This is a genomic window from Streptomyces sp. NPDC051582 (assembly GCF_040681715.1).
In the GTDB taxonomy this organism is placed as follows: domain Bacteria; phylum Actinomycetota; class Actinomycetes; order Streptomycetales; family Streptomycetaceae; genus Streptomyces.
In genome coordinates this window covers 166,472-189,108 of the sequence record NZ_JBFAZJ010000013.1, presented here as the reverse complement: position 1 = coordinate 189,108, position 22,637 = coordinate 166,472, and the positions used below count along the sequence as shown (strand labels likewise).

The following is a 22,637-nucleotide window of genomic DNA, read 5'->3' as shown; positions in this document are numbered from 1 at the left end:
CCCCGCCCGGTGTCCCCGCGTCAGTAACGGCGCGGGGACATCACCTGGGACACCGCGTCCGGGGCCTCCAGGACGCAGCGCGGGAGGCCGGGACCGGGAGTCGCCCGAACGGACACCGGGGTCGGCGGATCGGTCGGGAGTTCCACCTGCACGGTGACGGGCCGGTCGTGGTGCGTGGTGCCGTGCCCGGTCTCCTTGCCGTCGACCAGGATCTCCACGTCGACGCGGTGGCCGGTCTCGACGGTGGCGCTGACGGAGTGCCCGGCATGATCGATGTGGAAGTGATGGCGTCGTCTCATGGGATCGCCTCCGTCGGGGCACTGCGGACCGGCCCCCGTCCAGCGTAGCCGCGCCCGCCGGGGACGGCAGGTCGGGAGCGTTTTGGTCTCGGGGCGGATCCTCAATACGATCCGGCGATGATCACAAGAAAATGGGTGGCGGCCGGGGCCTGCGGCCTGTTGGCCACTTTGGCGGTCGGGCTCTTCCCGGCGAATGCCGCCGCCGGTGAACCGGTGGCGAAGGAGTCCCCCAAGGTCGAGCTGGTCCTCGACGTGAGCGGCTCGATGCGGGCGACCGACATCGACGGAAAGTCGCGGATGGCCGCGGCGAAGCAGGCGTTCAACGAGGTGCTGGACGCCACGCCGGACGAGGTGCGGCTCGGGATACGGACCCTCGGGGCCACCTATCCCGGTGATGACCGGCAGCTCGGCTGCAAGGACACCAAGCAGCTCTACCCGGTCGGCAAGCTGGACCGGACCGAGGCGAAGACGGCGGTGGCCACCCTGGCCCCCACCGGCTGGACGCCGATCGGGCCGGCCCTGCTGGGCGCGGCCGATGACCTCAAGGGCGGCGACGCCACCCGGCGGATCGTGCTCATCACCGACGGCGAGGACACCTGCGCCCCGCTCGACCCCTGCGAGGTGGCCCGCGACATCGCGGCGCAGGGCATCCACCTCGTCATCGACACGCTCGGGCTCGTCCCCGACGCCAAGACGCGCAACCAGCTGATCTGCATCGCCGAGGCCACCGGCGGCACGTACACCTCGGTGCAGCACACCGCCGAACTCTCGGGCCGCGTGAAGCAGTTGGTGGACCGGGCGGCGACCCCGGTCGTCACCCCGGTGGCCACCGAGGGCGCCAAGCAGTGCGCCGGAGCCCCGCAGCTCGGCGCGGGCCTCTACACGGACCGCGAGACCTTCGGCGAGCACCGCTGGTACCGGGTCGACGTCAAGCCCGGCCAGGAGCTGCGCGCTTCGGTCAGCGTCGCGGCCGACCGGGCCGTCAACAACGACTACGGGGTCATGCTGCGGGCGACGACCGTCCACGGCCGCGAGATCGTCCGGGGCTCGGAGGCGGGCGACGGACGCACCGACATGATCTCGACCGGTCTGCGCTACCCGAAGGCCGAGGTGGACGACTCCGACGAGGACGGCGACGGGAAGGCCGCGGTGGAGACGGTCTGCCTCCAGGTCAGCAACTCCTTCTCGGCTCCCGCCTCGGTGAAGACCGCGCCGGGCCTGCCCGTCGAACTCACCATCGACGTGGTGGACGGCCCCGACGACGCCTCCGACGCGGCGGCGTTCGGTCTCGGCCGCGGCTGGTGGCTGATCGGCGTGCTGGTCCTCGCCGGTCTCGTCGCCGGTCTGCTGTGGGGCTGGATCTCCCGCTGGCGTATCTCGGTCTGGAGGACCAACTGATGCGTACCGTACGCATACTGACCGCCGCCGCCCTCGCCGCGGGCGGGGTGCTCGCCGCGGCGGGCGCCGCCCTCGCGGACACCCCTTCGGCGAGCGCGAGTACGAGCGCGAGCGCGAGCCCCGGCGGCAAGGACTCCGGGCCGACCGAGGCGGGCACGGCCTTCCGGACCGCCACGGCGATCCGGCCGGGCCAGCGGGCCACGGCCGACGCGTCCACGGGTGACTACCTGTACTGGGTGCTCCCGCTGGACTCGGGGCAGCGGGCCACGGTCAAGGCCACGGTGAAGCTGCCCCCGGCGGCGAACCGGCACGGCGCCTCGACCTGGCAGCTGGACGTCTACGACGGCCTGCGCCGCCGCCAGGCCTGTACCTACGGCACGCAAACGGCGGCGGCGGCCAAGGAGGCCGCCTCGGTCGACCTCTCCTGCACCCTGCGCACCGTGCGCCCGGGTGCGGAGCCCTGGGCCAACGACCCGCTGCCCGGCAGCTACTACGTCCGCTTGACGGTCGTCGGCGTGGTGCAGGAGGACCTCGGTCTCCCCGTACGGGCCGAGGTAGAGGCCTCCACCCGGGACACGGGGGGCGCCTTCGCGGTGGACGGCGCCCTCGCGAAGCCGCTCGTACCCGGCATCGGCAAGGCCGCCCAGGCGGGGTCCGGGAGTTCGGCGCAGCCGGCCGCGGTCGGCGAGCCGGCCGACGGCTGGTCCGGCGGCCGGTGGTCCGACCGCTGGATCTGGACGGCGGCGGGCGGGATCCTCGGCGCCCTCGCCGGCATCTTCGGATACTCCCTCACCCGAGGCAGGGGCCGCCCCTCCGGGGTCCCGCCCCGGAGCTGACCGCCCCGGCGGCCACGGCACCCCGCCGTGGCCGCCGGCCGGGCGGTCCCGCGCCCCTCAGTAGCCCGCCTCCGCGCGGCCCGAGTCCGCCGAGATGTCCAGGCGGGCCGGTGCGGCGGGGTCGTCCATCCCCGGCGCGACGTCACAACGCCCCGCCCCGGCCCGGGCCGTGACCCGGAACCGGGTGGCCCCGGGCACGCTGAGCCGGAGCCGGCCGGCGCCCGCCCGGGCGGTGACCCGCTGCGGCGGCGCGGCGAAGCGGACGACGGCCGAACCCGTCCCGGCCCGGATCTCCGCCTGCGGCGAGCTGAGCCCCGAGGCTTCGAGCGAGCCCGCGCCGACGCCCGCCCGCAGCGGCCCGCGCAGCGCGCTCAGCCGCAGCGTCCCGGCTCCGACTTCGGCGTCGACGGCGCCGCCGAGCCCGCTGATCACCACCGTGCCGGAGCCCGCCGTCACCTTCACCGGGATCCCGGCGGGCACGGTGACGCCCAGGTCGACCGAACAGCCGATGCCGGATTCCACGAGAGCCGCGACCGCCGGGCAGCGCGGGGTCAGTTTCAGGGTGTCGCCGAGCCAGCTCTCGTCGATCGTCGCGGCCCCCGCCGACCAGCGCGCCCGGGCCTCGTAGACCACCCGCCCGTCGGAGCGGGGGGTGACGCGCACATCGGCGCCGCCCGCGTCGATCTCCACGGCGGTCACCGGCCGTTCGCCGCTGCCGCCGCTCAGCGTCCCGCTCTCGGTGGAGGCGTACGACCAGACCTGCCAGGCGGCGGGGGCGACGACGAGCACGGCGCTCAGGACGGCGACCACGATCCAGGCCGTGCGCCGGGGGCGCCGGGCGCTGCCCCCGCCACCGCCACCACCGCCACCTCCGCCACCACCGGCGCCGCCGCTCACGAACTGCCGTCCAGGAAGCGCAGGACCGCGAGCACCCGCCGGTGGTCGCCGTCCGCCTGCGGCAGGTCCAGCTTGGCGAGGATGTTGTTGATGTGCTTGGCGACGGCGCTCTCGCTGACCACGAGCTGCGCCGCGATCCCCGCGTTGGAGCGCCCCTCGGCCATCAGCGCGAGCACCTCCCGCTCGCGCGGCGTGAGGCGCTCCAGCGGATCGATGCCGCCGCCCCGGCGCAGCAGCAGCTGCGAGACGACCTGCGGGTCGAGGGCGGTACCCCCCGCGGCGACCCGCCGGACGGCGTCGATGAACTCCTCGACGTCGGCGACCCGCTGCTTGAGCAGGTACCCGATGCCCCCGGCCTGAGAGGCCAGCAGGTCGGCGGCGTAGCGCTCCTCCACGTACTGCGAGAGCAGCAGGACCGAGGTGCCGGGCCACTGCCTGCGGATCATCAGGGCGGCCCGGACGCCCTCGTCCGTGAATCCGGGCGGCATGCGGACGTCGACCAGGGCGAGGTCGGGTTCGTGCTCGGCGACGGCGGCGAGCAGGGCTTCGGCGTCCCCGGTCTCCGCCGCCACCTCGAACCCGGCCATTTCGAGGACCTTGACCAGTCCTATTCGCAGCAGCACCGAGTCCTCGGCGATCACAGCCCGCACGGCAGCTCCACAGTCACGACGGTCGGGCCCCCGAGGGGGCTGTTGATCACAATGGTTCCGTCGACCGACCCTACGCGTTTGCGCAGGCCCACCAGTCCGGTGCCGCGGGCCGCGTCCGCGCCGCCCACCCCGTCGTCGGTGACGGTGACGCGCAGCAGGTCGCCGTCCCGGCGGGCTTCCACGCGGCAGCGCGAGGCCCTGGCGTGCTTGGCGACGTTGGCGAGCGCCTCGGAGACGACGAAGTAGGCGACGGCCTCGACGGTGGGGCCGGGCCGGCGCTCCAGCTCCACGGCCAGTTCGACGGGCAGGGGCGCCCGGGCCGCGATGCCGGAGAGCGCCGCGTCGAGCCCCCGGTCCTCCAGGACCGCCGGATGCAGGCCGCGCACGAGGTTGTTGAGCTCCTCGATGGCCTCCTTGGCCTCGCGGTGGGCCTCGTCGATCACGGCCTTGACCTCGGGCGGCAGATCGGTGAGCGTGGCGCGGGCGATGCCGAGGTTCATGGCGAGGGCGACCAGCCGCTGCTGGGCGCCGTCGTGCAAGTCGCGTTCGATCCGGCGGCGTTCGAGGTCGGCCGCGTCCAGGACGTCGGCCCGGCTCTCGGCCAGGTCCTCGACGCGGCGTTCCAACTCCTTGGCCCGGCTGGGTCCGAGGAGCGCGGCCGCGGCGAAGGAGTCGAGCCGGGCCAGGGCAGCGGCGAGCCAGGGGGTGGCGAGCAGCAGCAGGGCGCCGAGCACGGTGACGGAGTCGTAGCGCCAGGTCCAGTCGGCGCCGCGGTACTCGACGGGCAGCAGCCACGACCATCCGTACACGCCGGCCCCGGCGAATCCGCACGCCCAGGCCAGGACGATCAGTGCTCCGGCGATCCCCGCGAGCGGGCTGACCAGGAGGTGGTAGCCGTACTGCCGCCAGGTCGACTCCGAGCGCAGCCGTTCGAGCAGCGCCCGCGGGCGCAGCGGCCGGTCTCCGTGCGCGACGGCCGGGATCTCCCGCTCCAGCAGCTCGCGGAAGCGGCTGCGCTGGAGCCGGGTGAGCAACGGGGTCAGGACCAGTGACACGAGCAGCACGAGCGGGGCGGCCTTGAAGAACACGAGCGCGGCCGCGGCCGGCAGGGCCATCGGGATCGCGGCGGCGGTGAACGCGGTGGTCCGCCAGGCCCATGCCGACCAGGGGGCATGGTCGGCGGTCCAGCGTGTGGCACGCCGCAGCGCTCCGGAAAGTCCCATGCCCGTACGGTAATCGCACTGATCAGAGCCGCTCCATCACCCTGGTGCCCGGTCGGGGGTGTAGCCAGTGCCACCCCCGGTTCGGACGGTGCCGCTACTGCTTCCGCTCCCCCGCACGACCAGAGTGATCTTCGTACCCGGAGGACGGACCACCGGGGCCGGAAGGAGCTCCTCCACCATGACCCTCGTCGCCCCGCGCTTCCGGACCCGCCGCATCCCCCGGCCCCGCCTGGCCACGCTGCTCACCGGCGCGGGGGTGGCGCTGCTGCCGTGGATGGTGGTGCTGGCGAAGACGCTGCCGCAGACCGCGGAGGTCTCCAACTGGTCGACGGCCTGGATCGGGCTGGACGCCATGCTCGCCGCCGGACTGGGCGGTACGGGTCTGCTGCTGGGGCGCCACGATCCGCGCGCCGCGTCCCTGGCCGCGGCGACGGCCGCGCTGCTGCTGACGGACGCCTGGTTCGACGTGATCACCGCCGCTCCGGGCAGCGCCCGGGCGACGGCGGTGGCCCTGGCGGTGTGCGCGGAACTGCCCCTGGCGGCGGTCTGCGCGGCGGTGGCGGCCCGCCGCCCGGTGTTCTAGCGTCGAAAGAGCGGGGCGAGCGACGCGCCGCGCCGGCCGTTCCCCGAACGGCCCGCGCCGCCCCCGCCCCGCCCGTGGTCCGGCGCACCGGCGGGCCGCGTGACCGACCCCGAGAGCAGGTGCGTCCGCATGCGTCCGTCGGCCCGTGTCCCCAGTGTCCTCGCCGGTTTCGTCCTCGCCGTCGGCGGCGCGTTCTTCGCCGCCCCGGCCGTCGGCGCGGCCGCCCCCACCAGCATCCAGCAGTGCGAGCAGTACGTCGTCCAGCACGGCAAGCAGATCACGGACGGAGTGGGGCAGGCCTGCTACGAGGGTCAGATCGGCAACCAGACCAGCTGCGCCGCGAGCCTCCAGGCTGTCGGCATCTCCGCGGACGTCGCGTCCGGGGCCTGCCGCGCGGCGCACTAGCGCGCCCGCCGCAGGTCAGAGCGGGTGGCCGTCGTCGTCGGTCGGATCCTTCTGGGTGGAGAACCGGGAGACGAACACGTCGAAGAGACCGTCCGGGCGGCGGGTCAGCGTGGCCCCGTCCTGCCAGATGCCGTTGTCCGGCCACCACTGGCTGCCGTACGGATCACCCTGGTTCTGGTGGACGTTGTGCATTCCGAGTCCCTCGTCGAAGGGCTCTCCGAAGACCAGGACCGGCCGGCCCACGACGAGGATGGGCTCCAGCGCCGCCGAGGCCTCCAGGTACGAACCCGAGATCCAGGGCCGGGGCGGGTTCAGCCGGTCCAGGATCCGCTGGAACCACCGCGGCGGGTGGCCGCCGAGGAGACAGCCGGGGCGGTCGGCGAGGGCCGGGTGCCGCAGGTAGTCGAGCGCACCGGATCCGGAGGTCCGGGCGAGGTCGTGGTACCCGGGCGTGGGCGAGGCGACGGGGTCGAGCACCGAGGCGTGCAGGGTGAAGACCTTCCACTGCACCCCGATCGCGGAGTGCTTGCTGTCCACGTCGATGGCGCATTCGTAGCGCCCGGCGGGCGCGTCCACCTCCAGGTGGACGTGGAACCAGCGGCCCTGGTCATCGGGACGGTCGCGGAAGTGGCGGTGCAGGGTTCCGGACAGCACTCCGTAGTTTTCGAGCGGCATCCCGCCAGTGAACCACCCGGACCGCCCGGTGGCGGGCGCCCGCGGGCGTGTCCCGGCGATCTCCCGTGCCATGGTCAACACTTGACGGAACGTTGACTCCTTCCGGAGCGAGCCCCGGCGGCCCCGGTGGCTACCGTCCCTGCCATGCCCCTACCTCCTCCCCTCCCGGTCCTCCCGTACCGCAGGCCGACCCGCGGGCGCGACTACTGGGTACTGGACGACGTACTGCCGGATCCGGACGCCGTACGGGAGCGCTGCCTGGCCAAGGACGACTGGACCGAGGGCTACCCCCACAAGCCCGAGAGCTGGCCGGGGCTGCGCGCGATGCCGGGTCTGGAACCCGATGAACTGGCCCTGGTGGAACGGCTGGTGCGCAAGTCGACCGGCGCGCCGAAGATCTGGGCCGAACGGCCCGCGGGCGGCGGCACGTTCAACCACAACTGTGTTCAGGTCGTCGGCGAGGGCGAGTCCGAGTCACGCCCGCACACCGACTCACGGAGCCTGTGCCGCTACGCCGCCGTGCTCTACCTCAACCCGAAGGTGCCGAAGGACTGCGGGACCAGTTTCTACCGGCAGAGCCTGCCCGGCGGCGCCCTGGGCGGCAATCAGGTGATCGCGCCGCACAACAACCTGGTCGACGCGCTGGGCACCCGTTTCGTCTCCCCGGATTCCTTCACCGAGGACGTACGGGTCCCCCACCGCGCCAACCGCCTGCTCCTCTACTCCGCGAACCTGATCCACAGCGCCACCGGCTACTGGGGCCACACCCTGGAGGAGAAGCGGATGACGGCCGTCTTCTTCTGGAAGGCGTAGACCCGAGCGCCCGGGCGGGCGGTCAGCGGCGGATCGTACGGACGCGCTCCGCCTCGGGCGCCGGCGCCTGGGCCGGGACCGCGGGGACCACCGTCGGCTGCGCGGACATCCGGCGGATGTCGTGCGCGGCGCGCCGCAGCCCGGTGCGCAGCCGGCGGCCCAGGGGCCGCTCTATCAGCCGGTGGACGAGCCAGGCGAGCACCACCATGAACGCGGTCACGCCCAGGACGAGGGGGACGGGCCGCACGTCGTGGCGGAAGTGGTGGATGAACGTCAGCCCGGCCATCATGTGGATCAGGTACAGCGGATAGGTGAGCGCTCCCGCGTGCCCCAGCCAGCGCCACCGGACGCGGTCGAAGGCCCCGAGGGCGATCCCCGCCATGACGAGGAACCCGCAGGCTATGACGACGTGGGCCGGCCAGACCGGCGTGTGCGCCGCGACGCCGCGCCCCAGGTTGCTGATCATGCGGCCCTGGACGTAGCTCTGCGCGAGGACGAACTGGAGGCCGGCGATGCCCCACAGGACGGCGTTGGGCCCGAAGCGGCGCATGAGGTGGAAGGCGATCCCCGCGATGAAGTACGGCGAGAAGGTCGGGATCGCGAAGAAGGACAGCACTCCGCTGTCGGCGGTGGGCGCCACCACGCCGGCGACGGTCCAGACGGTGCAGAAGAACACGCAGTTGCGGTAGGTGACGCCACGCACGACGACCAGCGCGAACAGGGCGTAGAACTTCAGCTCGACGAAGAGGGTCCAGTACGCGTCGTCGATGTGCGGCACCTTCATGCCGCCCTGGAGCATCGACAGGTTCACCACGACGTCGCTGAACGCCTTGACCCCGCGCACCTCCGGCCAGGCGAACAGGATCCCGGCCGTGAAGAGGACGGCCGCCCAGTAGGCCGGGAAGAGGCGGGAGATGCGGGAGGCGGCGAACTCGCCCACACCGCGGTCCCAGGCGCTCATGCAGATGACGAACCCGCTGACGACGAAGAAGATCTCGACGCCCAGCCAGCCGTAGGCGGCGCAGGCGCTCGCGACGGGGAAGACGGAGGCGGCCGGTTCTCCCCAGCCGCTGTCGAGCGCCAGGTAGTGGTAGCACAGGACGGCCAGCGCGGCGAGGATCCGGACGCCGTCCAGGGCGGCCAGACGGGCGCCGCCGCCCGGCACGGCTCCCGGCCCGGGGTGTCCGATGGCTCTCGACGCGCTCATACCGTGGCTGCCGCTTCCTTGGGTGATGGTCCGATGAACAGATTTGATCAACCGGCACCCTACCGGCACCTCCGGCGGCCACCCCTGAACGCCGGACAAGGTGTGACGGAAGTCTGACGGACGCCCGCCGGGCCTGGTGCGGGGGCGGCGGCGGTGGTCGAATCGGGCTGTGAGCCCAGCACCCGCAGCCGTACCCGCGCCACAGCCGCCACCGGACCCCGGTCCCGATCCCGGCCTCGATCCCGACCCCGACGGCCGGGGCGCGCCGGTCGGGCGCCGCCTGGTCCTCGGCATGGTCGGGCTCGGCGCCGCCGGACTGGTCGCCGCCCCGTACCTCCAGAGCGGCTTCGAAGCCTTCCTCGGCGCGGCCTCCACCAAGGACCCCACCGGCCTCACCGGCCTGCTGCCGAACGGCGGCGGGTTCCGCTACTACTCCGTGGCCTCTTCCGTCCCCGCGCGCGGCCCCGAGAACTACCGGCTCACCGTCGACGGCCTGGTCGACCGCCCCGCGACCTACACCCTCGACGCGCTCCGGGCGCTTCCGCAGACCCGGGTCGTACGGGACGTCCAGTGCGTCACCGGCTGGCGGGTGCCCGGCACGCCCTTCGAGGGGGTTCCGCTGACGCGGCTGCTCGACGCGGCCGGGGTGCGTCCCGAGGCGCGGGCGATCCGCTTCAGCTGTTTCGACGGGACGTACACCGAGTCCCTGACCCTCCCCCAGGCCCGCCGGGACGACGTCCTGGTGGCGCTGCGCATGCAGGACGAGCCGCTCAGCCACTCGCACGGCGGGCCCGTCCGGCTGTTCGTGGCCCCGATGTACTTCTACAAGTCCGCGAAGTGGCTCTCCGGCATCACCCTCACCCGGGACGTGGAGCCCGGCTACTGGGAAGACCTCGGGTACGACGTCGACGCCTGGGTCGGCCGGTCGAACGGACGCGACGATGCGCCGACCGTCTGATCCGCTGCTGCGGCACTCCGAGCGCTCCGCGCACACCGGGCACACCGGGCACACCGGGCACACCGGGCACACCGGGCACAAGGAGCGGATCCGCAGGTTCAGCCGCGGCGAACGGTGGATCCACCGTTCCACGGCCGCGCTGATGTGCCTCTGCGTCGCCACCGCCGCCTGTCTGTACCTGCCCGCGCTCGCGGAACTCGTCGGCCGCCGCCACCTCGTCGTCACCGTCCACGTCTGGTCCGGGCTGCTGCTCGTCGTACCGTTCCTGCTGGGGCTCGCCTCGCGGGCGTTCCGCGCCGATCTTCGGCGCCTGGGCCGGTTCGGGCCGCACGACCGGGTCTGGCTGCGGGCCGCCCTGCGGCGCGACCGGGTGACCCGGCGGCCCGCCGGGAAGTTCAACGCCGGGCAGAAGGTGTACGCGGGCTGGCTGGCCGGGGCGGTGCTGGTGATGGCGGGCACCGGCATGCTGATGTGGTGGACCGGACTGGTCCCGCTGGTCCAGCGCACGGCGGCCACCTTCGTCCACGACTGGCTCGCCCTCACCGTCGCCGTCGTGCTCGCCGCGCACATCGGCAAGGCCCTGGGCGACCCCGAGGCGCGCCGGGGGCTGCGTACCGGCTCCGTCGGCCGTGCCTGGGCCGAGCGCGAACACCCGCTGTGGCGGCCCGAGGAGTGAGGGGACCGGCCGCCGCGGATCTCGCGTCGGCCGGCCCCGCGCCGGTCGCCGTCAGCCGCCGTCGCGCACGGCGACGATGCCGTTGAAGACGCCGACGTAGGCGGTGCCGTCGGGTCCGAGCGTGATCGGCGCCCAGTTGTTGTCGTACAGCGGCCCGGTGCCGGTCAGCTGCCGCCAGCGGCGCTCGCCGGTGCGGAAGTCCACCGCCGTCAGGTACCAGGCGTCGATCCCCCAGGCGTTGGGCTCCTTTTCGTAGAAGTAGAGCAGCCCGTTCGCGGTGGACAGTTTCGGGACCACGGAGGGCGAGCGGACGCTGCTCTGCCACACGGTGTCGCAGCCGCTGCCGTCGGCGCGGACGTCGATCCGGCTGGCCCCGCCGACGACCGACTTGCCGAGCAGCAGGCTGGTGAGGTTCTCGTAGCCGTAGTTGTTCTCGACGACGATGCTGTTGCCCCAGGTGATCAGGGAGTTGTCGGTGGTCGAGGCGCCGCTGCCGAACACCGGCACCTTGCAGATGAGCCGCCGGTCCGCCGGTACGTCCGTCCCCCGCCGGTAGACCAGGACGTTCATCCGGTCGTCGGCGTTGTCGGTGATGGCGACGTAGCCGTCGCCGAAGAGGTCCGGGGTGGTGCCCGAACCCTGGTTCACGGATCCGGGTTTGGTTCCCGTACCGCGGTCGTACGTCTGGCGCCACTGCACGTCGGGGGTACCGTCGGCGGCGGCGCGGAAGCTGTAGAGGGCGTGGTCGGTGACGATCGACACCCCGTCCTCTGCGACCGAGAAGGAGTTCTGGATCTCCTCGCCCGGCAGGCGGATCGAGCGGATCTGCGCGGTGCGCGGATCCACGGTGCCCACGCGGCCCTGGCGGGTGACCCACCAGATGCGGCCGTTCCAGTCGGGCATCACGGAGGTGACGGGGTCGCAGGTGCCGCTGGGCCGCAGGTTGGTCCAGGTGACGCAGTCGTGCGGGACCTGGCCGGTGAGGTCCCAGTCGTCGTCCACGCGGAACGTCCAGCTGCCGTCCGGCCGCTGGGCGTGCGAGAGGCGCAGGACGTGCTGGCGGGAGTCGGCCAGCACGGCCCGGTCCTGGTCGTCCAGGTAGAAGTAGGCGCCGCCCGAGGTGTCCTTGAAGATCTTGGAGAAGTCGAGGGAGGTGATCGCCTCGACCGTCGAGGAACGCTGCGGAAGCTGGTGTTCCGCGAGCGTCGCCAGCGTACGGGGATCGAGGAGCTTGACCTTGAAGCCCGTGAAGGTGCCGCACACCGTGACCAGCCGGCCTCCCGAGTCGAAGGTGGCGGTGGCGCATTCGCCGCCGAGGGCCGCGATCTTCTCGCTGCTGACGTGCGGGCTCTTGCCGAGCGGCCCGGACCAGGGGGAAGTGGCACTGCCCCCGGCGTCGGAGTGCATTCCGCTGCGGCCGTTGGGCGCGAGGAAGGGGTGCTGGGGCGGGGCCTCGCCGGGCAGCGGGACGGCGGCCGCCGGGGCGCCGTCGTAATGGCCGACCAGGCGGTGACCGGGTGCCTGGGGTATCTCCGCGGCCTGCGCCGGAGAGATCCCGTACATCGCGGTGAACACGATGAGGGCGGGGACCACGGCGCAGTTCAGCGCTCTTCGGAACATCCGGACTTCCTCCGTTCTCTTCAGTTTTATTGACAGTGCGTATGACATCGCGCCGCCGCCAGACGCTAGATCGCACGGCCTGAGGAGTCCATGGAGGAGCCGGATGATTCATGAAGGCGCAACAGTTGATCGATTCGGGCGGGAGCGGCCGGACTACGGGCGCAGGCCGGAGACCACCTCGGCCGTGGCCGTCAGGCCGTCGTGGATGGTCGCCGCCATGCTGCTGCTCGCGAGGTAGAAGCCGAGCAGCACGCAGACGAGGGCGTGGGAGAACTTCAGGCCGCCACTGCGCATGAAGATCCACGCGAGGACGAGGAGCAGCACGACCACGGAGAGCGAGATCACCATCGTTACCTCCTGAGAGCGGCGCCCATCGTGGCGCAGGAGGGGGTGCCTTCGGGCGAAACCCGTGTCCGCCGTACGGGTGTTGACCGTCCGTGACGGGCGATCAGTGCTTGACGATCCCGTCCCAGTGGGTCGTACGGGCGCACCAGCGCGCGAGCAGGACCGGATCGTGGCCCACCGCGAGCAGCCCGGCCCCGGTGTCCGTGCGGTACTCCTCGACCACCCCGACCAGGGCGACCCGAGAGTCGGGCCCCGCCCGTCTTCCAGCCGGCCTCGTCGAGGAGCTTCTTCGCCCGGTCGAGGTCGTATGGTGCGGGCGGTGTCGTCGTCGAACCCCCTGGCGAGCTCGGGCGGCGGGATCGCCGCGTGAAGACGACGTCCGGGCGGCGCACGGGTCTTGCCGCACCGCCCGCACCCGTGCCATATATGTCTAGACCTTTACGAGGAAGCGGAAGCCGAGGAAGGCCCCCCGTGCGACGCACCGCCCCCCTGCTCGCCCTCTGCCTGGCCGGCGCCTGGCTCACCGCCTGCACCGCCGCCGACACCACGCCCCCGGCGGCCCCCGCCGGGACCACCGCCCAGGCCGGCAGCGCCACCTCCGTGCACGTCATGTGGCAGGCGGCGGCCCCGGCCGACGCGGTGACCAACTACCAGGTCTTCCAGGCGGGGCGGCTGGTGCGCGAACTCCCGGCCGACAAGACGATGGTGGACGTCACCGGCCTCACCCCGCAGACCTCCTACGCCTTCACGGTCCGGGCCCGCGACGCCGCCGGGAACACCTCCGCCCCGAGCGCCTCCGCCCTGGCCACCACCCCGGCCGCCAAGGCCGAGGACCACCAGGCCCCGACCGCCCCCGCCCGCACCACGGGCCGGGCGGACGGGCCGCGGTCCGCCACGCTGTCCTGGGCCGCGGCGAGCGACGACACCGGCGTGACCGCGTACGACGTCTACCAGGGCGGCGTACGGATCCACACGGCCGGCCCAGGCGAGACCGCCACCACCCTGACCGGCCTCCAGCCCGACACCGCCTACACCTTCACCGTCCGGGCCCGCGACGGGGCGGACAACTCCTCCCCCGACGGTCCGCCGGTGGACGTGAGCACCCCGCCCTCCGCCGGACAGGGACCCGGCACCGCCCCCGCCGATTTCACCGCGACCGCCTCCCCCGGCGCCGTCACGCTGACCTGGACCGCCCCGGACACCGGCCGCCCGACCGCGGAGTACGAACTCCACGTCAACGGCAGGCCCGTCACCGTCATCCAGTTCGGCGCCGGCGCCGTGCCCGCCTCCGGAGCCGCCCGGGTGGAGCACCGGCTCACCGTGACCGAGCCGGCCGGCACGCGGTGGACGCTCAAGCTGCGCGCCCGGCTGCCCGACGGCAACTGGGGGGCCTTCTCGGCGGAGCGGAGCATCGTACTCGTGGCATGAGGCGCACGGCGGGACTGCGGCAACATGACGGCAATCCGGACGGAACGGCGCGGCAGGGCCATAAGATCGCGCACAATACACCCGTGTCCGGTGAGTACGCGTTCAACAAAAAACGGCCGGATTCCGGGGAAACCGACGGCGATCCCGACCCGGCTCCCTGCACCCCGCCGGGAAACCTGCCACCCGACCCCTCGGGCTTCGTCGGCCGGGAGGGCGAACTCGCGCAACTCCACTGCCTGTTGCGCTCCCGCAGGTTGACCACCCTCACCGGCGTCGGCGGCGTGGGCAAGTCCCGTCTCGCCCTGCGGGCCGTCAGCGATCCCGCACAGGCCCGGCCCGACGGGATCTGGTGGGTGGAGCTCTCACCGCTGCGCGATCCCGGCCTGCTCACCATGACCGTCGCCCACGCGGTGGGCCTGGCCGACCACTCCGCACGCCCTCTCGACGAGGAGCTGTGCGCGTGGATGGCCGACAAGGAACTGCTCCTCGTCCTCGACACCTGCGAGCACATGGTGGCCGAATGCCGCCACCTCGTGGGCGAACTCCTCCAGTCCGCACCGGGACTGACGGTCCTCGTGACGTCCCGGGAACCCCTCGACAGCCGCTGCGAACAGCTCCTCGAAGTCTGCCCGCTGCCCTGCGAGGGCCCCGACAGCGACGCCCTCGCCCTGTTCCGCGCCCGGGCCGTGGCCGCGACCCCGGAGGCCGCCGCGGCCTTCGACGACCCCCAACGGGCACGGCTGGCCGCCGAGGTGTGCCGCCGCCTCGACGGGATCCCGCTGGCCCTCGAACTCGCGGGCGCCCGGCTGCGGCTGTGGACCCTGGAGCAGATGGCCCAGCGCCTCGGCACCCGCTTCGCCGTGCTCTCCGACAGCGGGCGCGCGCTCCAGCCCCGGCACCGGACGATGCGGACCGCCATCGGCTGGAGCCACGAGCTGTGCGAGCCGGTGGAACGGCTGCTGTGGGCCCGGCTGTCCGTCTTCACCGGGGACTTCGACATCGCCGCCGCCCGGGCCGTGTGCTCGGGCGGACCGCTGCCCGCGTCCCGGGTGGAGCGGGTGCTCGCGGGCCTGGTCGCGAAGTCCGTCGTACGGCGCACCCGGGAGCGGGGGACGGGCGCCCGCTACCGGATGCTGGACACCATCCGCGAGTACGGCCACGACTGGCTGACCGAGCTCGGCGAGGTGCAGACGCTCGCCGACCGGCACGCCCACTGGTACGCGGCGCTCTGCCAGGCCGCCGACCGGGGCTGGATGAGCCCGGAGCAGGTGGACTGGTACCGCAGGATGACCGCCGAGCACGCGCAGCTGCGCACGGCGCTGGAGCACCTCCTCGGCGCGGATCCCGCGGCCGCGCTGGAGATGGCCGGGGCCCTGTGGTTCTTCTGGTTCTCCTGCGGGCACGTCCACGAGGGCCGGGGCTTCCTGGAACGGGCCCTGCGCACGGTCCCGGGCACGGGCGCCGCGTACACCCAGGCCCTGTGGGCCCTCGGTCTGACCGCCCTGCTCCAGGGGGACATGGACGCGGCCCGGGAGCTGGGCGGGGAGTGCACCCGCGCGGCGGCCCGGCTGGCCGACCCCGAACCGGAGCTGCGCGCCGCGTACTTGCACGGGGTGTCGGTACTGCTGCCCGGGGACCCCGTACGGGCGCTGGAGCTGGCCGGGCCGCGGGCGCGGGCCGGCCACGGCGGGCGCACCAGCGGCGCGGGCTGGCTGCTGTGCCGGCTGGCCACCGGCTACGCCCTGTGCGACCTGGAGCGCTTCGAGGAGGCCGCCGAGGAGGCCCGGGGGCTGCGCGAGGCCTGTGCGGAGCTGGGCGAGCGCTGGCTGCGGGCGTACGCGGACTACATCCTGGCGGTCGCGGCGCTCGGGCTCGGCCGCCACGGGGAGGCGGCGCGCCACGTACGGGCGATGCTCTCCGGCAAGCGGCTGCTCGGCGACCGCTCCGGCATCGCGCTCGGCCTGGACGTGCTCGCGGCGGCGGTGGCGGCCCTGGGCGACGGGGAACTCGCGGCACGGCTGCTCGGCACCGGGCACGCCTGGTGGCGCACGATCGGCCGGCCGCAGATGGGCTCACCCTCGCTGACGGCCCTGCGGGACCAGGGCGAACAGCAGGCCCGCGCGGCGATCGGCGACGAGGCCTTCGAGGCCGCCTTCCTGGGCGGAACGGCGGCGTCCACCGGCTGAACTCCAGCCGGTGGAGCCGCATAACGTCGGGGCTCCCGTCAGTACGGGAGGGGTCTGCCCGACGGTGTGCGCAGGTCCAGGTCTCGTGGTGCGGGCTTGGGGACGGGCTTGCGGATCAGCTGCTGGCGCATGCGGCCTCCTAGCTCAGACCAGGGCCGGGCGGCGGGGTTCCACCGCGCGGCCGTCGGGGAGCAGCTCACCGGTGTCGTCGAAGACCACCAGGCCGTTGCAGAGCAGGCTCCAGCCCTGTTCGGGGCGGAAGGCCACCGTGCGGGCGGCGTCGTGGTCGGCGCTGTCGGCGGACGGGCATGGGGGCTGGTGGGAGCACATGGCGCACCTCCTCGCAATGTGGGGCGGGAGGGCCGGTGGTCACCCGGTCGAATCCGCGATCCACGGTGGCGGTGAGTATTGCTGATCGCCGCCCCCGGACGGAACCCATATTCGTGGTCCAGTTCAGGGTGTGTATGCCCGCTTACCATGCGCTCATGCCCGGTATTCGGATCGTTCACCGAACCCCCCTCCCGCCCGCCGCGGCCTGGTTGCGGGTCACGGACTGGGAACGCCACGGCGCACAGGTCCCGCTCACGCGGACGATCATCGGGACGGCGCCGCCCACGGGCGCCGGAACGCGCTTCACGGCGCGCACGGGCGTGGGGAGGATCACGTTCGACGACCTCATGGAAGTCGTGCTCTGGCGGCCCCCGGCCGACGCCTCACCGGGACTGGTCCGGCTGGAGAAGCGCGGGCGCGCGGTCACGGGGTGGGCGGAGATCGAGGTCCGCCCCGGTCCGGCCGGCGGATCGCTGGTGGAGTGGCGCGAGGAGCTGCGCGTGCGAGGGCTGGGGCGCCGCTTCGACCCGCTGGTCGCGGCGGCCGGCCGGCTTCTCTTCTCGCGGGCCCTCGCCCGGCTGCTGCGGGGGTGACGGCGCGGGCTAGGGTGCCGTGATCACCGACCGCCCGGTGATCACCGCGAGACCGAGGAGAGATCGTGGCCACTCCGCCACCGCAGCACGGCGCCGGCCCCTACCACCCGTACGGCCCGCAGCAGGGCGGTCCCCACTCCCCGTACGGGCCCCCGCCGCAGGCCGTACCGTACGGGGTCCCGCCCCAGGCCGTCCCGTACGGCCACCAGCCGATGCCGCAGGCCCCGTACGGCTGCCGCGTGTGCGGGGCACAGCCGGCGGCGCGGGCCACCGTGCGCGGGCACCAGGGCATGCTGGTGCTGATGCGGTTCCTGCGCCGGGAGGGGCCGTTCTGCCGCGACTGCGGGCTCGCCACCTACCGCAAGATGTCCGCGGACACCCTGTGGCAGGGCTGGTGGGGTCCGCTGTCGGTGTTCATCACGCCGGTGACCGTGCTCATGAACCTCGGAGCGCGCTCCCGCTTCGTCAAGCTCGCTCCCCCGGCGGGCCACATCCTGCCCCCGCTGAGCCCCGGCAAGCCGCTGTGGCGCCGCCCGCCCGCGCTGGTCTTCCTCGCGGCGACCGTGCTGATCGCCGTCGCACCGCCCCTCCTCGTGCTGCTCGGCCTGATGGCCGGGGACGACGAGCCGTCGACCGGCCCGGCCATCGGGACGTGCGTGCGCGACGCGGACAAGCTGCGCAACGAGAAGCTGGTTCCGGAGGCCTGCGGTTCCCCGCTGGCCGAGTACCTGGTCACCAAGGAGCGGGGCACCGGCGGCGCGGACTGCGCCGACGGCGACCTGATCAGCGTCCCCGAGAAGTGGGCCGAGGGCGTCCATTCGCTGTGCCTCACGCCCCTGCACCACTGACGGCATCACGCGTGAGGCACGGCGGCCCGGCTAGCGGATCGGCATCTGCGAGATGGTGCGGGCGATCACCAGTCGCTGGATCTCGCTGGTGCCCTCGAAGATGGTGTAGATCGCGCTGTCACCTCCCAGAGGTGCTGGCCTGCAGGTCGGGAGTTGGGTCGGACCTGGTGTTACGGCGTTCCAGGGCCGCGTTCCTCGGGGTTGCTCCGGGCTTCTCAGTGTTCCGTGGGCTCCCACGTCTCCCAGAAATCTCCCATCTCCCCCGAATGAGACGCACCCCCCGACGTCTAGCGTCGGGGGGTGCGCTGTACCGGCCACCGCGAGGGGGGCGCCCTTTCCCGGCGCCGGTACGTTCAGGGGGCCATGGGCCCTTATTGAGGAAGTCGCCACCGACCGGCAGCCCGCCGGTCAGATCAAGATCGAACAATGCTTCATTTTTGCTGCTGACAAGTTGATCTTGTTGGGTTGACCTGAGCTGGTGCCAGCCGATCAAGATCAATGGATTCGAGACGCCCAGATAACACTGGGCGACCGCGTCCGGGTAGCCCGCCTCCACGAGAACCTCACCCAGGAGCGGCTGGCCGAACGAGCCGGCATTGACCGATCCACTCTCCAGAGGATCGAGCGAGGCACGACAGACGCGAAATTCAGCAGTCTGCTCCGCATTGCCGCCGTCCTCCGGATCTCGGTGAAGAGCTTGCTACCGCCAAACACGTAGGTGACCTTTCGGCCACCCTGCGCGATTTCCCCAGTCTGCCTGCCCCATGCACCGGTCGCCAGAGGGTTCACAGATATATGCACGTGCACCCCGAGCGCGACCTGCGAAAACATCACCAACAGTCAGGCTCTACCCTGCACTTGACTCATGTCCGATCGAACAACTGTCTGAAACTTTGTTTAAGCGAACACAACCCGACTGGTCGGTAGCTGGCCAGTTCCCGCCCCTCCCGACCGCCGCCGCGACCAGGAGGGGCGGGGGTCTATGGGAGCGCACCGTGCGGCGGGCAGGCGCGGGGCAGCCAGCTGGTCAGGTGGCCTCCGCGGGTGACGAGGCGGGCGGGGAGCTGAATCGCGGAGCCGTTGTCCAGGATCACGCCACAGTGCACACAGGCCCGCCCGCGCTCCTGCAGCTCGGTGAGGTCCCGGTGATTGACGCACTTGCGGATCTCCCAGACCTGTCCGCCGGGCAGGGTGACGGCGCCGGCCGGGTGCAGGGTGGTGCCGACGGCGCCGCAGTCCCAGCACGCCTCCCCGTGTAACCGGGCGATGGAGACGTCGGCGTCGACGGGTGTCGGCGGATCCGTGCTCATGGCCCCTCCTGTCTGCTGCTTTGTGGGCACAGACAGATCATGCGCAGCGGGAAGAGCCACAAGTGACACAGCTTGTGTCACCGTCAGACGGCTCCGATCCACTCGGCGAACCCGGTCAGGCTTTCGACGTCGGCCCGCTTCAGGCGCCGCAGCGTGCCAGCGTCCTCCCGGGCCCAGGGATGTTCCCTCGTGTGCTGCGGGGCGATGCCGCGCGCGACCTTCAGGGACTCGAACGCGTCGTCGACCAGTCCCTCGTGGAGCTGGCCGCGGGCGAGTTCGATGTAGAACCCTGAGCGGCGTTCAGCGGGCAGGTCTTGGCTCGGCTTCCACTCGCGGGCGAGGTCGAGGGCTGCGGCGATGTGGTCGCCGCCGAGGCTGACGCCGAGGGACACCTGGTGGATGCGGACGGACTCGGGCCCGAACGCGGTGCCTTGGTAGATCGCCTCGGGGATGCGGTCGCCCAGGGTCCGGGCTTCACGGATGTGGCCGGCGGCGGTGTCGGCGTCGCCTGCTCGGCCGGCGAGGACGGCGGCCCGCATGTGGAGGGCTCCGCGGGCGGCAAGGCCTCCCGTTCCGGTGGCTGGCGCGGTCTCCAGGGCCGTCTCCAGGGCGCGGAGGCCAGCGGCGTGCGCGCGGGCGGCGAAGTACGTCTCGGCTCGCACGTAGCTGCACGTCGCGTCCAGCAGCGGGTCCTCGGCCCACTGTGCTGCCCAGCGCATGACGTCGATGAGGCGAGCGGACAGATCCCGGGCGCCAGCCTTGTAGGCGACTGCGTCGGCGGACCGTGCGACGGACGCGAGGAGCCGTGCCGCCGCGGGCCGGTCGGTGGCGCTGCTGGCGTGGAGGGCGGCGCACGCGTCGGCGAGGAGGGCGGGCGCTATGGCGGCGAGCCGGGAGTACTGGGAGGCCAGCCGGTACTGGAGCGCCTCGTCGGCCTGCGCCCGGAGCCGTTCCCAGGGGGGCGCAGGCAGGCCGAGGTCGATGTCGTAGGCGGCGAGCGCGGCGGAGATGGCGGGCAGCCCGGCGTGGATACGGCGGTCGGACCGGTCGTGCCCGTCGAGGAGCCGGCCCGGGTCCATGCCGAGGGCGTCCGCGATCGCTTCGAGGGTGTCGTCGCTGGGCGCCCGGCTGCCTTGTTCGATCTTGCGGAGCATGCTCGTCGAGATGAACGCCGCGCGCGCCAAGTCCTCTTGGCTCAGGCGGCGGGTGCGGCGGGCCGTGGCAATGCGCTGCCCGAGGTGGCTGGCCATCATGCTCCGATCGGTGCGTGTCTGCGCACGCTACCGGCGGCCAGCCTCTCGAACAGGCTGTTCGTCAGGACTCGTTGACGATGGCGACCAGGTCGTGGAGGGAGTTGATGGAGTAGTCAGCGGCCGCCTGGACGGCGAGGTCGCCAGCCCACCAGTGACCCCAGGGCCCGCGGCGCAGGTGGGCGGTGAGCAGGCCGCTGTGGTGCGCCGGGATGATGTCGTTCTCGGGGTGGTCTCCGACATACAGCGTCTCGCTGGCTGCAGCCCCGGACGCCTCGACGACCCGCTCGAAGAATTCCAGGTACGGCTTGGCGACGCCCCACTCTCCCGAGGTGACGACCAGGTCCGCGGGCAGGTCCAAGGAGCGAAGCAGGTCGCCGGCCTTCGTCGTCTGGTTGCCGGCGATGATGACTCGGACGCCGGCGGCCTGCAGGGCGGTGAGGGCGGGGCGGACGTCGTCGTACAGGTCCGTCTCGTCGAGCTGCTCGCCCCGGCCGGCGGCCTCCCGGGCCCGGTACTCGGCGCCCACGTCGATGCCCGGCTTGACGAGGCGGAGGGCGTCGGCGTTGTCGCGGCCGTCCACGACGACGGCGCCGACGAGCGCGGACAGGGTGTGCCGCGGTACGTCGAGCCAGTCCGCCCAGGCCGCCCAGTAGCGGTCGTCTCGGGTGATGGTCTCGCCGACGTCCAGCACGACAGTCCGAATCATGCGGACAACCCTACGGCGCGGCGGTCAGCGGCCGATATCCTGTGCGGCATGTCCCCCACCTCATCCGGCCGTGCTCCCGCACGCCCGTCGGCCGTGGTGAATACCGAGATCCGCGCCTTGGTGGCGGCCGACGGCGCGGGTACGCCCCGGTATCGGGAGCTGCTGGAGGAGTGGGCGGCGGCGATGCGCGCCGAGGTCGAACCGGCCGCCTAGGATCTGCGGGTGGCAATCGAACTGACCGGCGACCGCGCCGATGAGCTGATCCGACTCCAGAGCGCCTCTGACGTGGCGCATGCCGAGGTGTTGCGGCTGGCCGAGGCGTATGGGCCGATCGCCGGCTGGACGCAGGAGCAGCTGAGTGAGCGGGATGCCGCCTACGCGGCGTGGCGGGACCGGGCGGCCGACGCCCAGGCGGCGGTGACGGAATACGCGAGGGAGATCGAGAAGCCGCGGAACGATGTCGAGGCCGCGGTGAAGAAGGCCGTCCGGCATCCGGCGTCTGAGGCCTGACAGCGCTCCGCCCCACCGGGCGCTGTCCCCTGGGGCGGGGTCCGGTAGGGCGGAACGGTGCACGTGCAGCCCAGCAGCTATCCCCTAGCTTGGGGCCGAAATGCAAGTGATCCGACCGTAGACCCGGCCGCTGACAATCACCTGCGCTGATCGGCGTAGACTCGAACATGTGTCCGATCCATCCGCCCCCCGCCTCGACCTGCTCCGCTTCCTGGAACGGGTTCAGCTGCAGGACCTGGAGCGGACCCGCGGATGGATCGCCGCCGAGGAGGCCCGCCTGGCCGAGCTCGCCGCCCGCCGGCCGCCCACACCCCCGCCGGAGTGGCAGCTGGAACTCGACCTCGGCCAGCGCCCGACCCGCGTCCACGTCGGCGGCTGCACCATGGGCGGCCGAGGCTTCCGGTCCCGGGCCATCACCCGTAAGGAGGCGCTCCGGCTTCTCGGCGTCGACCTGCTGGAAGGCTGCCCGTACTGCCGGGCGGATGCCGAGCTCGGCGTGCTGGACTGACCGGCCGCCCGCACGCTGGATCCATGAGCCAGATCATCGTGGTCCACCCGCCCGACTCCTCCGGCGGCCGGCGCGTGCACGTCGACTCGACGATCCTCGGCCTCGCGTACAGCCTGCGGGATCTGACCGAGTTCCTGCGCCGGGCAGGTCTGGACTGGGAGTCGGAGCAGGTTGCCGCCTCGCCGATGATCGAGTGGCGGGGAGGCGGGCCTGGAACGTGGCCCGCGCCGGACGGTCCGCAGCAGCCGTAGCGGACGTGCGGCGGCCCTCCCGTGGGGAGGGCCGGGAGGGCGCCGGGCCGGGATGGTCAGGACCGGTGAGGGAACCGTAGACCCGCAGGTGGCGCGGCGGTAGGCATATGACAAGGGAAATTCCGGAAC

General features: G+C 72.9%; 28 protein-coding genes and 2 pseudogenes. 16 read left to right on the top strand and 14 right to left on the bottom strand.

The window, feature by feature from the left end:
* Positions 1-20 precede the first annotated feature (20 nt).
* A complete protein-coding gene (locus AB0M92_RS19400) occupies positions 21-299 on the bottom strand; it encodes a hypothetical protein (RefSeq protein WP_366103431.1) in 279 nt (92 codons plus the stop codon).
* A 117-nt stretch (positions 300-416) separates the two neighbouring features.
* Between AB0M92_RS19400 and AB0M92_RS19395 the strand changes: the two genes are divergently transcribed.
* On the top strand, positions 417-1,697 hold the full coding sequence (locus tag AB0M92_RS19395) for a VWA domain-containing protein (RefSeq protein WP_366103430.1): 1,281 nt from the start codon (positions 417-419) through the stop codon (positions 1,695-1,697).
* Positions 1,697-2,533, top strand: a complete 837-nt coding sequence (locus AB0M92_RS19390) for a hypothetical protein (protein WP_366103429.1) — start codon at positions 1,697-1,699, stop codon at positions 2,531-2,533. Before AB0M92_RS19395 ends, AB0M92_RS19390 begins: the two co-directional genes overlap by 1 nt.
* Positions 2,534-2,590: 57 nt before the next feature.
* On the opposite strand, the gene AB0M92_RS19385 is transcribed toward AB0M92_RS19390, so the two are convergent.
* From AB0M92_RS19385 to AB0M92_RS19375, 3 genes are read right to left on the bottom strand one after another with little or no spacing between them, the layout of a single operon-like run.
* Positions 2,591-3,430, bottom strand: a complete 840-nt coding sequence (locus tag AB0M92_RS19385) for a hypothetical protein (RefSeq protein WP_366103427.1) — start codon at positions 3,428-3,430, stop codon at positions 2,591-2,593.
* Complete coding sequence (locus AB0M92_RS19380; protein WP_366103426.1) at positions 3,427-4,080, bottom strand: response regulator transcription factor; 654 nt, start codon at positions 4,078-4,080, stop codon at positions 3,427-3,429. The genes AB0M92_RS19385 and AB0M92_RS19380 overlap by 4 nt, the downstream gene beginning before the upstream one ends.
* Positions 4,068-5,303, bottom strand: a complete 1,236-nt coding sequence (locus tag AB0M92_RS19375) for a sensor histidine kinase (protein WP_366103425.1) — start codon at positions 5,301-5,303, stop codon at positions 4,068-4,070. The genes AB0M92_RS19380 and AB0M92_RS19375 overlap by 13 nt, the downstream gene beginning before the upstream one ends.
* A 178-nt stretch (positions 5,304-5,481) precedes the next feature.
* Here AB0M92_RS19375 and AB0M92_RS19370 point away from each other — a divergent pair, with 178 nt between their 5' ends.
* Entirely contained in the window at positions 5,482-5,886 is a 405-nt protein-coding gene (locus AB0M92_RS19370; protein ID WP_366103423.1) for an LPXTG cell wall anchor domain-containing protein, read from the top strand.
* A gap of 129 nt (positions 5,887-6,015) precedes the next feature.
* Complete coding sequence (locus AB0M92_RS19365) at positions 6,016-6,291, top strand: hypothetical protein (protein WP_366103422.1); 276 nt, start codon at positions 6,016-6,018, stop codon at positions 6,289-6,291.
* A 15-nt stretch (positions 6,292-6,306) separates the two neighbouring features.
* Here AB0M92_RS19365 and AB0M92_RS19360 read toward each other — a convergent pair whose 3' ends face one another.
* Complete coding sequence (locus AB0M92_RS19360) at positions 6,307-6,966, bottom strand: DUF2278 family protein (RefSeq protein WP_366103421.1); 660 nt, start codon at positions 6,964-6,966, stop codon at positions 6,307-6,309.
* A gap of 144 nt (positions 6,967-7,110) precedes the next feature.
* Here AB0M92_RS19360 and AB0M92_RS19355 point away from each other — a divergent pair, with 144 nt between their 5' ends.
* Positions 7,111-7,779: a DUF6445 family protein gene (locus tag AB0M92_RS19355; RefSeq protein ID WP_366103420.1), complete on the top strand. Its 669-nt coding sequence runs from the start codon at positions 7,111-7,113 to the stop codon at positions 7,777-7,779.
* 22 nt (positions 7,780-7,801) lie between these two features.
* On the opposite strand, the gene AB0M92_RS19350 is transcribed toward AB0M92_RS19355, so the two are convergent.
* A complete protein-coding gene (locus AB0M92_RS19350) occupies positions 7,802-8,986 on the bottom strand; it encodes an acyltransferase (protein ID WP_366103419.1) in 1,185 nt (394 codons plus the stop codon).
* A gap of 169 nt (positions 8,987-9,155) precedes the next feature.
* Between AB0M92_RS19350 and AB0M92_RS19345 the strand changes: the two genes are divergently transcribed.
* Positions 9,156-9,944, top strand: coding sequence for a molybdopterin-dependent oxidoreductase (locus AB0M92_RS19345; RefSeq protein WP_366103418.1), 789 nt, complete (start codon positions 9,156-9,158; stop codon positions 9,942-9,944).
* Positions 9,928-10,620: a cytochrome b/b6 domain-containing protein gene (locus AB0M92_RS19340; protein WP_366103417.1), complete on the top strand. Its 693-nt coding sequence runs from the start codon at positions 9,928-9,930 to the stop codon at positions 10,618-10,620. The genes AB0M92_RS19345 and AB0M92_RS19340 overlap by 17 nt, the downstream gene beginning before the upstream one ends.
* Positions 10,621-10,671: 51 nt before the next feature.
* On the opposite strand, the gene AB0M92_RS19335 is transcribed toward AB0M92_RS19340, so the two are convergent.
* The 3 genes and pseudogenes from AB0M92_RS19335 to AB0M92_RS19325 form a co-directional block, all read right to left on the bottom strand.
* Entirely contained in the window at positions 10,672-12,183 is a 1,512-nt protein-coding gene (locus AB0M92_RS19335; RefSeq protein ID WP_366103464.1) for a hypothetical protein, read from the bottom strand.
* A 210-nt stretch (positions 12,184-12,393) separates the two neighbouring features.
* Positions 12,394-12,588 (bottom strand): hypothetical protein, encoded by a 195-nt coding sequence (locus AB0M92_RS19330; RefSeq protein WP_134074112.1) that lies wholly within the window; start codon positions 12,586-12,588, stop codon positions 12,394-12,396.
* Positions 12,589-12,688: 100 nt separating this feature from the next.
* Positions 12,689-12,820 (bottom strand): annotated as a pseudogene (locus AB0M92_RS19325) (ABC transporter ATP-binding protein); the annotation flags it as partial.
* Positions 12,821-13,056: 236 nt separating this feature from the next.
* On the opposite strand from AB0M92_RS19325, the gene AB0M92_RS19320 reads away from it, so the two are divergent.
* Both AB0M92_RS19320 and AB0M92_RS19315 read left to right on the top strand, forming a co-directional pair.
* Complete coding sequence (locus tag AB0M92_RS19320) at positions 13,057-14,013, top strand: fibronectin type III domain-containing protein (RefSeq protein ID WP_366103416.1); 957 nt, start codon at positions 13,057-13,059, stop codon at positions 14,011-14,013.
* Positions 14,014-14,096: 83 nt separating this feature from the next.
* Positions 14,097-16,199, top strand: a complete 2,103-nt coding sequence (locus AB0M92_RS19315) for an NB-ARC domain-containing protein (protein ID WP_366103415.1) — start codon at positions 14,097-14,099, stop codon at positions 16,197-16,199.
* A 144-nt stretch (positions 16,200-16,343) separates the two neighbouring features.
* Here the strand turns inward: AB0M92_RS19315 and AB0M92_RS19310 are convergent, their stop codons facing one another.
* On the bottom strand, positions 16,344-16,529 hold the full coding sequence (locus AB0M92_RS19310) for a DUF5999 family protein (RefSeq protein WP_030158228.1): 186 nt from the start codon (positions 16,527-16,529) through the stop codon (positions 16,344-16,346).
* A gap of 155 nt (positions 16,530-16,684) precedes the next feature.
* Between AB0M92_RS19310 and AB0M92_RS19305 the strand changes: the two genes are divergently transcribed.
* Positions 16,685-17,122 (top strand): SRPBCC family protein, encoded by a 438-nt coding sequence (locus AB0M92_RS19305; RefSeq protein WP_366103414.1) that lies wholly within the window; start codon positions 16,685-16,687, stop codon positions 17,120-17,122.
* Positions 17,123-17,187: 65 nt separating this feature from the next.
* On the top strand, positions 17,188-17,970 hold the full coding sequence (locus tag AB0M92_RS19300; protein ID WP_366103413.1) for a hypothetical protein: 783 nt from the start codon (positions 17,188-17,190) through the stop codon (positions 17,968-17,970).
* A 30-nt stretch (positions 17,971-18,000) separates the two neighbouring features.
* On the opposite strand, the pseudogene AB0M92_RS19295 reads toward AB0M92_RS19300, so the two are convergent.
* Positions 18,001-18,090: pseudogene (locus tag AB0M92_RS19295) on the bottom strand (acyl-CoA dehydrogenase family protein); the annotation flags it as partial.
* Positions 18,091-18,448: 358 nt separating this feature from the next.
* Here AB0M92_RS19295 and AB0M92_RS19290 point away from each other — a divergent pair.
* Positions 18,449-18,688 (top strand): helix-turn-helix transcriptional regulator, encoded by a 240-nt coding sequence (locus tag AB0M92_RS19290; protein ID WP_366103412.1) that lies wholly within the window; start codon positions 18,449-18,451, stop codon positions 18,686-18,688.
* Between the two features lie 262 nt (positions 18,689-18,950).
* Here the strand turns inward: AB0M92_RS19290 and AB0M92_RS19285 are convergent, their stop codons facing one another.
* From AB0M92_RS19285 to AB0M92_RS19275, 3 genes are all read right to left on the bottom strand, one after another.
* Positions 18,951-19,280: a hypothetical protein gene (locus AB0M92_RS19285; RefSeq protein ID WP_366103411.1), complete on the bottom strand. Its 330-nt coding sequence runs from the start codon at positions 19,278-19,280 to the stop codon at positions 18,951-18,953.
* An 83-nt stretch (positions 19,281-19,363) separates the two neighbouring features.
* Entirely contained in the window at positions 19,364-20,533 is a 1,170-nt protein-coding gene (locus AB0M92_RS19280) for a helix-turn-helix transcriptional regulator (RefSeq protein WP_366103410.1), read from the bottom strand.
* Positions 20,534-20,594: 61 nt separating this feature from the next.
* Positions 20,595-21,239, bottom strand: a complete 645-nt coding sequence (locus AB0M92_RS19275; RefSeq protein ID WP_366103409.1) for an HAD family hydrolase — start codon at positions 21,237-21,239, stop codon at positions 20,595-20,597.
* Positions 21,240-21,287: 48 nt separating this feature from the next.
* On the opposite strand from AB0M92_RS19275, the gene AB0M92_RS19270 reads away from it, so the two are divergent.
* From AB0M92_RS19270 to AB0M92_RS19255, 4 genes are all read left to right on the top strand, one after another.
* On the top strand, positions 21,288-21,452 hold the full coding sequence (locus tag AB0M92_RS19270; RefSeq protein ID WP_366103408.1) for a hypothetical protein: 165 nt from the start codon (positions 21,288-21,290) through the stop codon (positions 21,450-21,452).
* A gap of 9 nt (positions 21,453-21,461) precedes the next feature.
* The gene (locus AB0M92_RS19265; RefSeq protein WP_366103407.1) at positions 21,462-21,749 is read left to right on the top strand and encodes a hypothetical protein; all 288 of its coding nucleotides are present in this window, start codon (positions 21,462-21,464) and stop codon (positions 21,747-21,749) included.
* A 169-nt stretch (positions 21,750-21,918) separates the two neighbouring features.
* Positions 21,919-22,257, top strand: coding sequence for a DUF6233 domain-containing protein (locus AB0M92_RS19260; RefSeq protein WP_366103406.1), 339 nt, complete (start codon positions 21,919-21,921; stop codon positions 22,255-22,257).
* Between the two features lie 23 nt (positions 22,258-22,280).
* On the top strand, positions 22,281-22,508 hold the full coding sequence (locus AB0M92_RS19255; protein ID WP_366103405.1) for a hypothetical protein: 228 nt from the start codon (positions 22,281-22,283) through the stop codon (positions 22,506-22,508).
* The last annotated feature ends 129 nt before the right edge of the window (positions 22,509-22,637 follow it).

Coding starts and splice junctions, on each gene's coding strand:
- AB0M92_RS19365 (WP_366103422.1), top strand. CDS start 6,016: ATGCGTCCGTCGGCCCGTGTCCCCAGTGTCCTCGCCGGTTTCGTCCTC.
- AB0M92_RS19310 (WP_030158228.1), bottom strand. CDS start 16,529: ATGTGCTCCCACCAGCCCCCATGCCCGTCCGCCGACAGCGCCGACCAC.
- AB0M92_RS19330 (WP_134074112.1), bottom strand. CDS start 12,588: ATGGTGATCTCGCTCTCCGTGGTCGTGCTGCTCCTCGTCCTCGCGTGG.
- AB0M92_RS19395 (WP_366103430.1), top strand. CDS start 417: ATGATCACAAGAAAATGGGTGGCGGCCGGGGCCTGCGGCCTGTTGGCC.
- AB0M92_RS19390 (WP_366103429.1), top strand. CDS start 1,697: ATGCGTACCGTACGCATACTGACCGCCGCCGCCCTCGCCGCGGGCGGG.
- AB0M92_RS19285 (WP_366103411.1), bottom strand. CDS start 19,280: ATGAGCACGGATCCGCCGACACCCGTCGACGCCGACGTCTCCATCGCC.
- AB0M92_RS19305 (WP_366103414.1), top strand. CDS start 16,685: ATGCCCGGTATTCGGATCGTTCACCGAACCCCCCTCCCGCCCGCCGCG.
- AB0M92_RS19340 (WP_366103417.1), top strand. CDS start 9,928: ATGCGCCGACCGTCTGATCCGCTGCTGCGGCACTCCGAGCGCTCCGCG.
- AB0M92_RS19355 (WP_366103420.1), top strand. CDS start 7,111: ATGCCCCTACCTCCTCCCCTCCCGGTCCTCCCGTACCGCAGGCCGACC.
- AB0M92_RS19255 (WP_366103405.1), top strand. CDS start 22,281: ATGAGCCAGATCATCGTGGTCCACCCGCCCGACTCCTCCGGCGGCCGG.
- AB0M92_RS19280 (WP_366103410.1), bottom strand. CDS start 20,533: ATGATGGCCAGCCACCTCGGGCAGCGCATTGCCACGGCCCGCCGCACC.
- AB0M92_RS19360 (WP_366103421.1), bottom strand. CDS start 6,966: ATGCCGCTCGAAAACTACGGAGTGCTGTCCGGAACCCTGCACCGCCAC.
- AB0M92_RS19270 (WP_366103408.1), top strand. CDS start 21,288: ATGTCCCCCACCTCATCCGGCCGTGCTCCCGCACGCCCGTCGGCCGTG.
- AB0M92_RS19400 (WP_366103431.1), bottom strand. CDS start 299: ATGAGACGACGCCATCACTTCCACATCGATCATGCCGGGCACTCCGTC.
- AB0M92_RS19350 (WP_366103419.1), bottom strand. CDS start 8,986: ATGAGCGCGTCGAGAGCCATCGGACACCCCGGGCCGGGAGCCGTGCCG.
- AB0M92_RS19335 (WP_366103464.1), bottom strand. CDS start 12,183: ATGTACGGGATCTCTCCGGCGCAGGCCGCGGAGATACCCCAGGCACCC.
- AB0M92_RS19370 (WP_366103423.1), top strand. CDS start 5,482: ATGACCCTCGTCGCCCCGCGCTTCCGGACCCGCCGCATCCCCCGGCCC.
- AB0M92_RS19375 (WP_366103425.1), bottom strand. CDS start 5,303: ATGGGACTTTCCGGAGCGCTGCGGCGTGCCACACGCTGGACCGCCGAC.
- AB0M92_RS19275 (WP_366103409.1), bottom strand. CDS start 21,239: ATGATTCGGACTGTCGTGCTGGACGTCGGCGAGACCATCACCCGAGAC.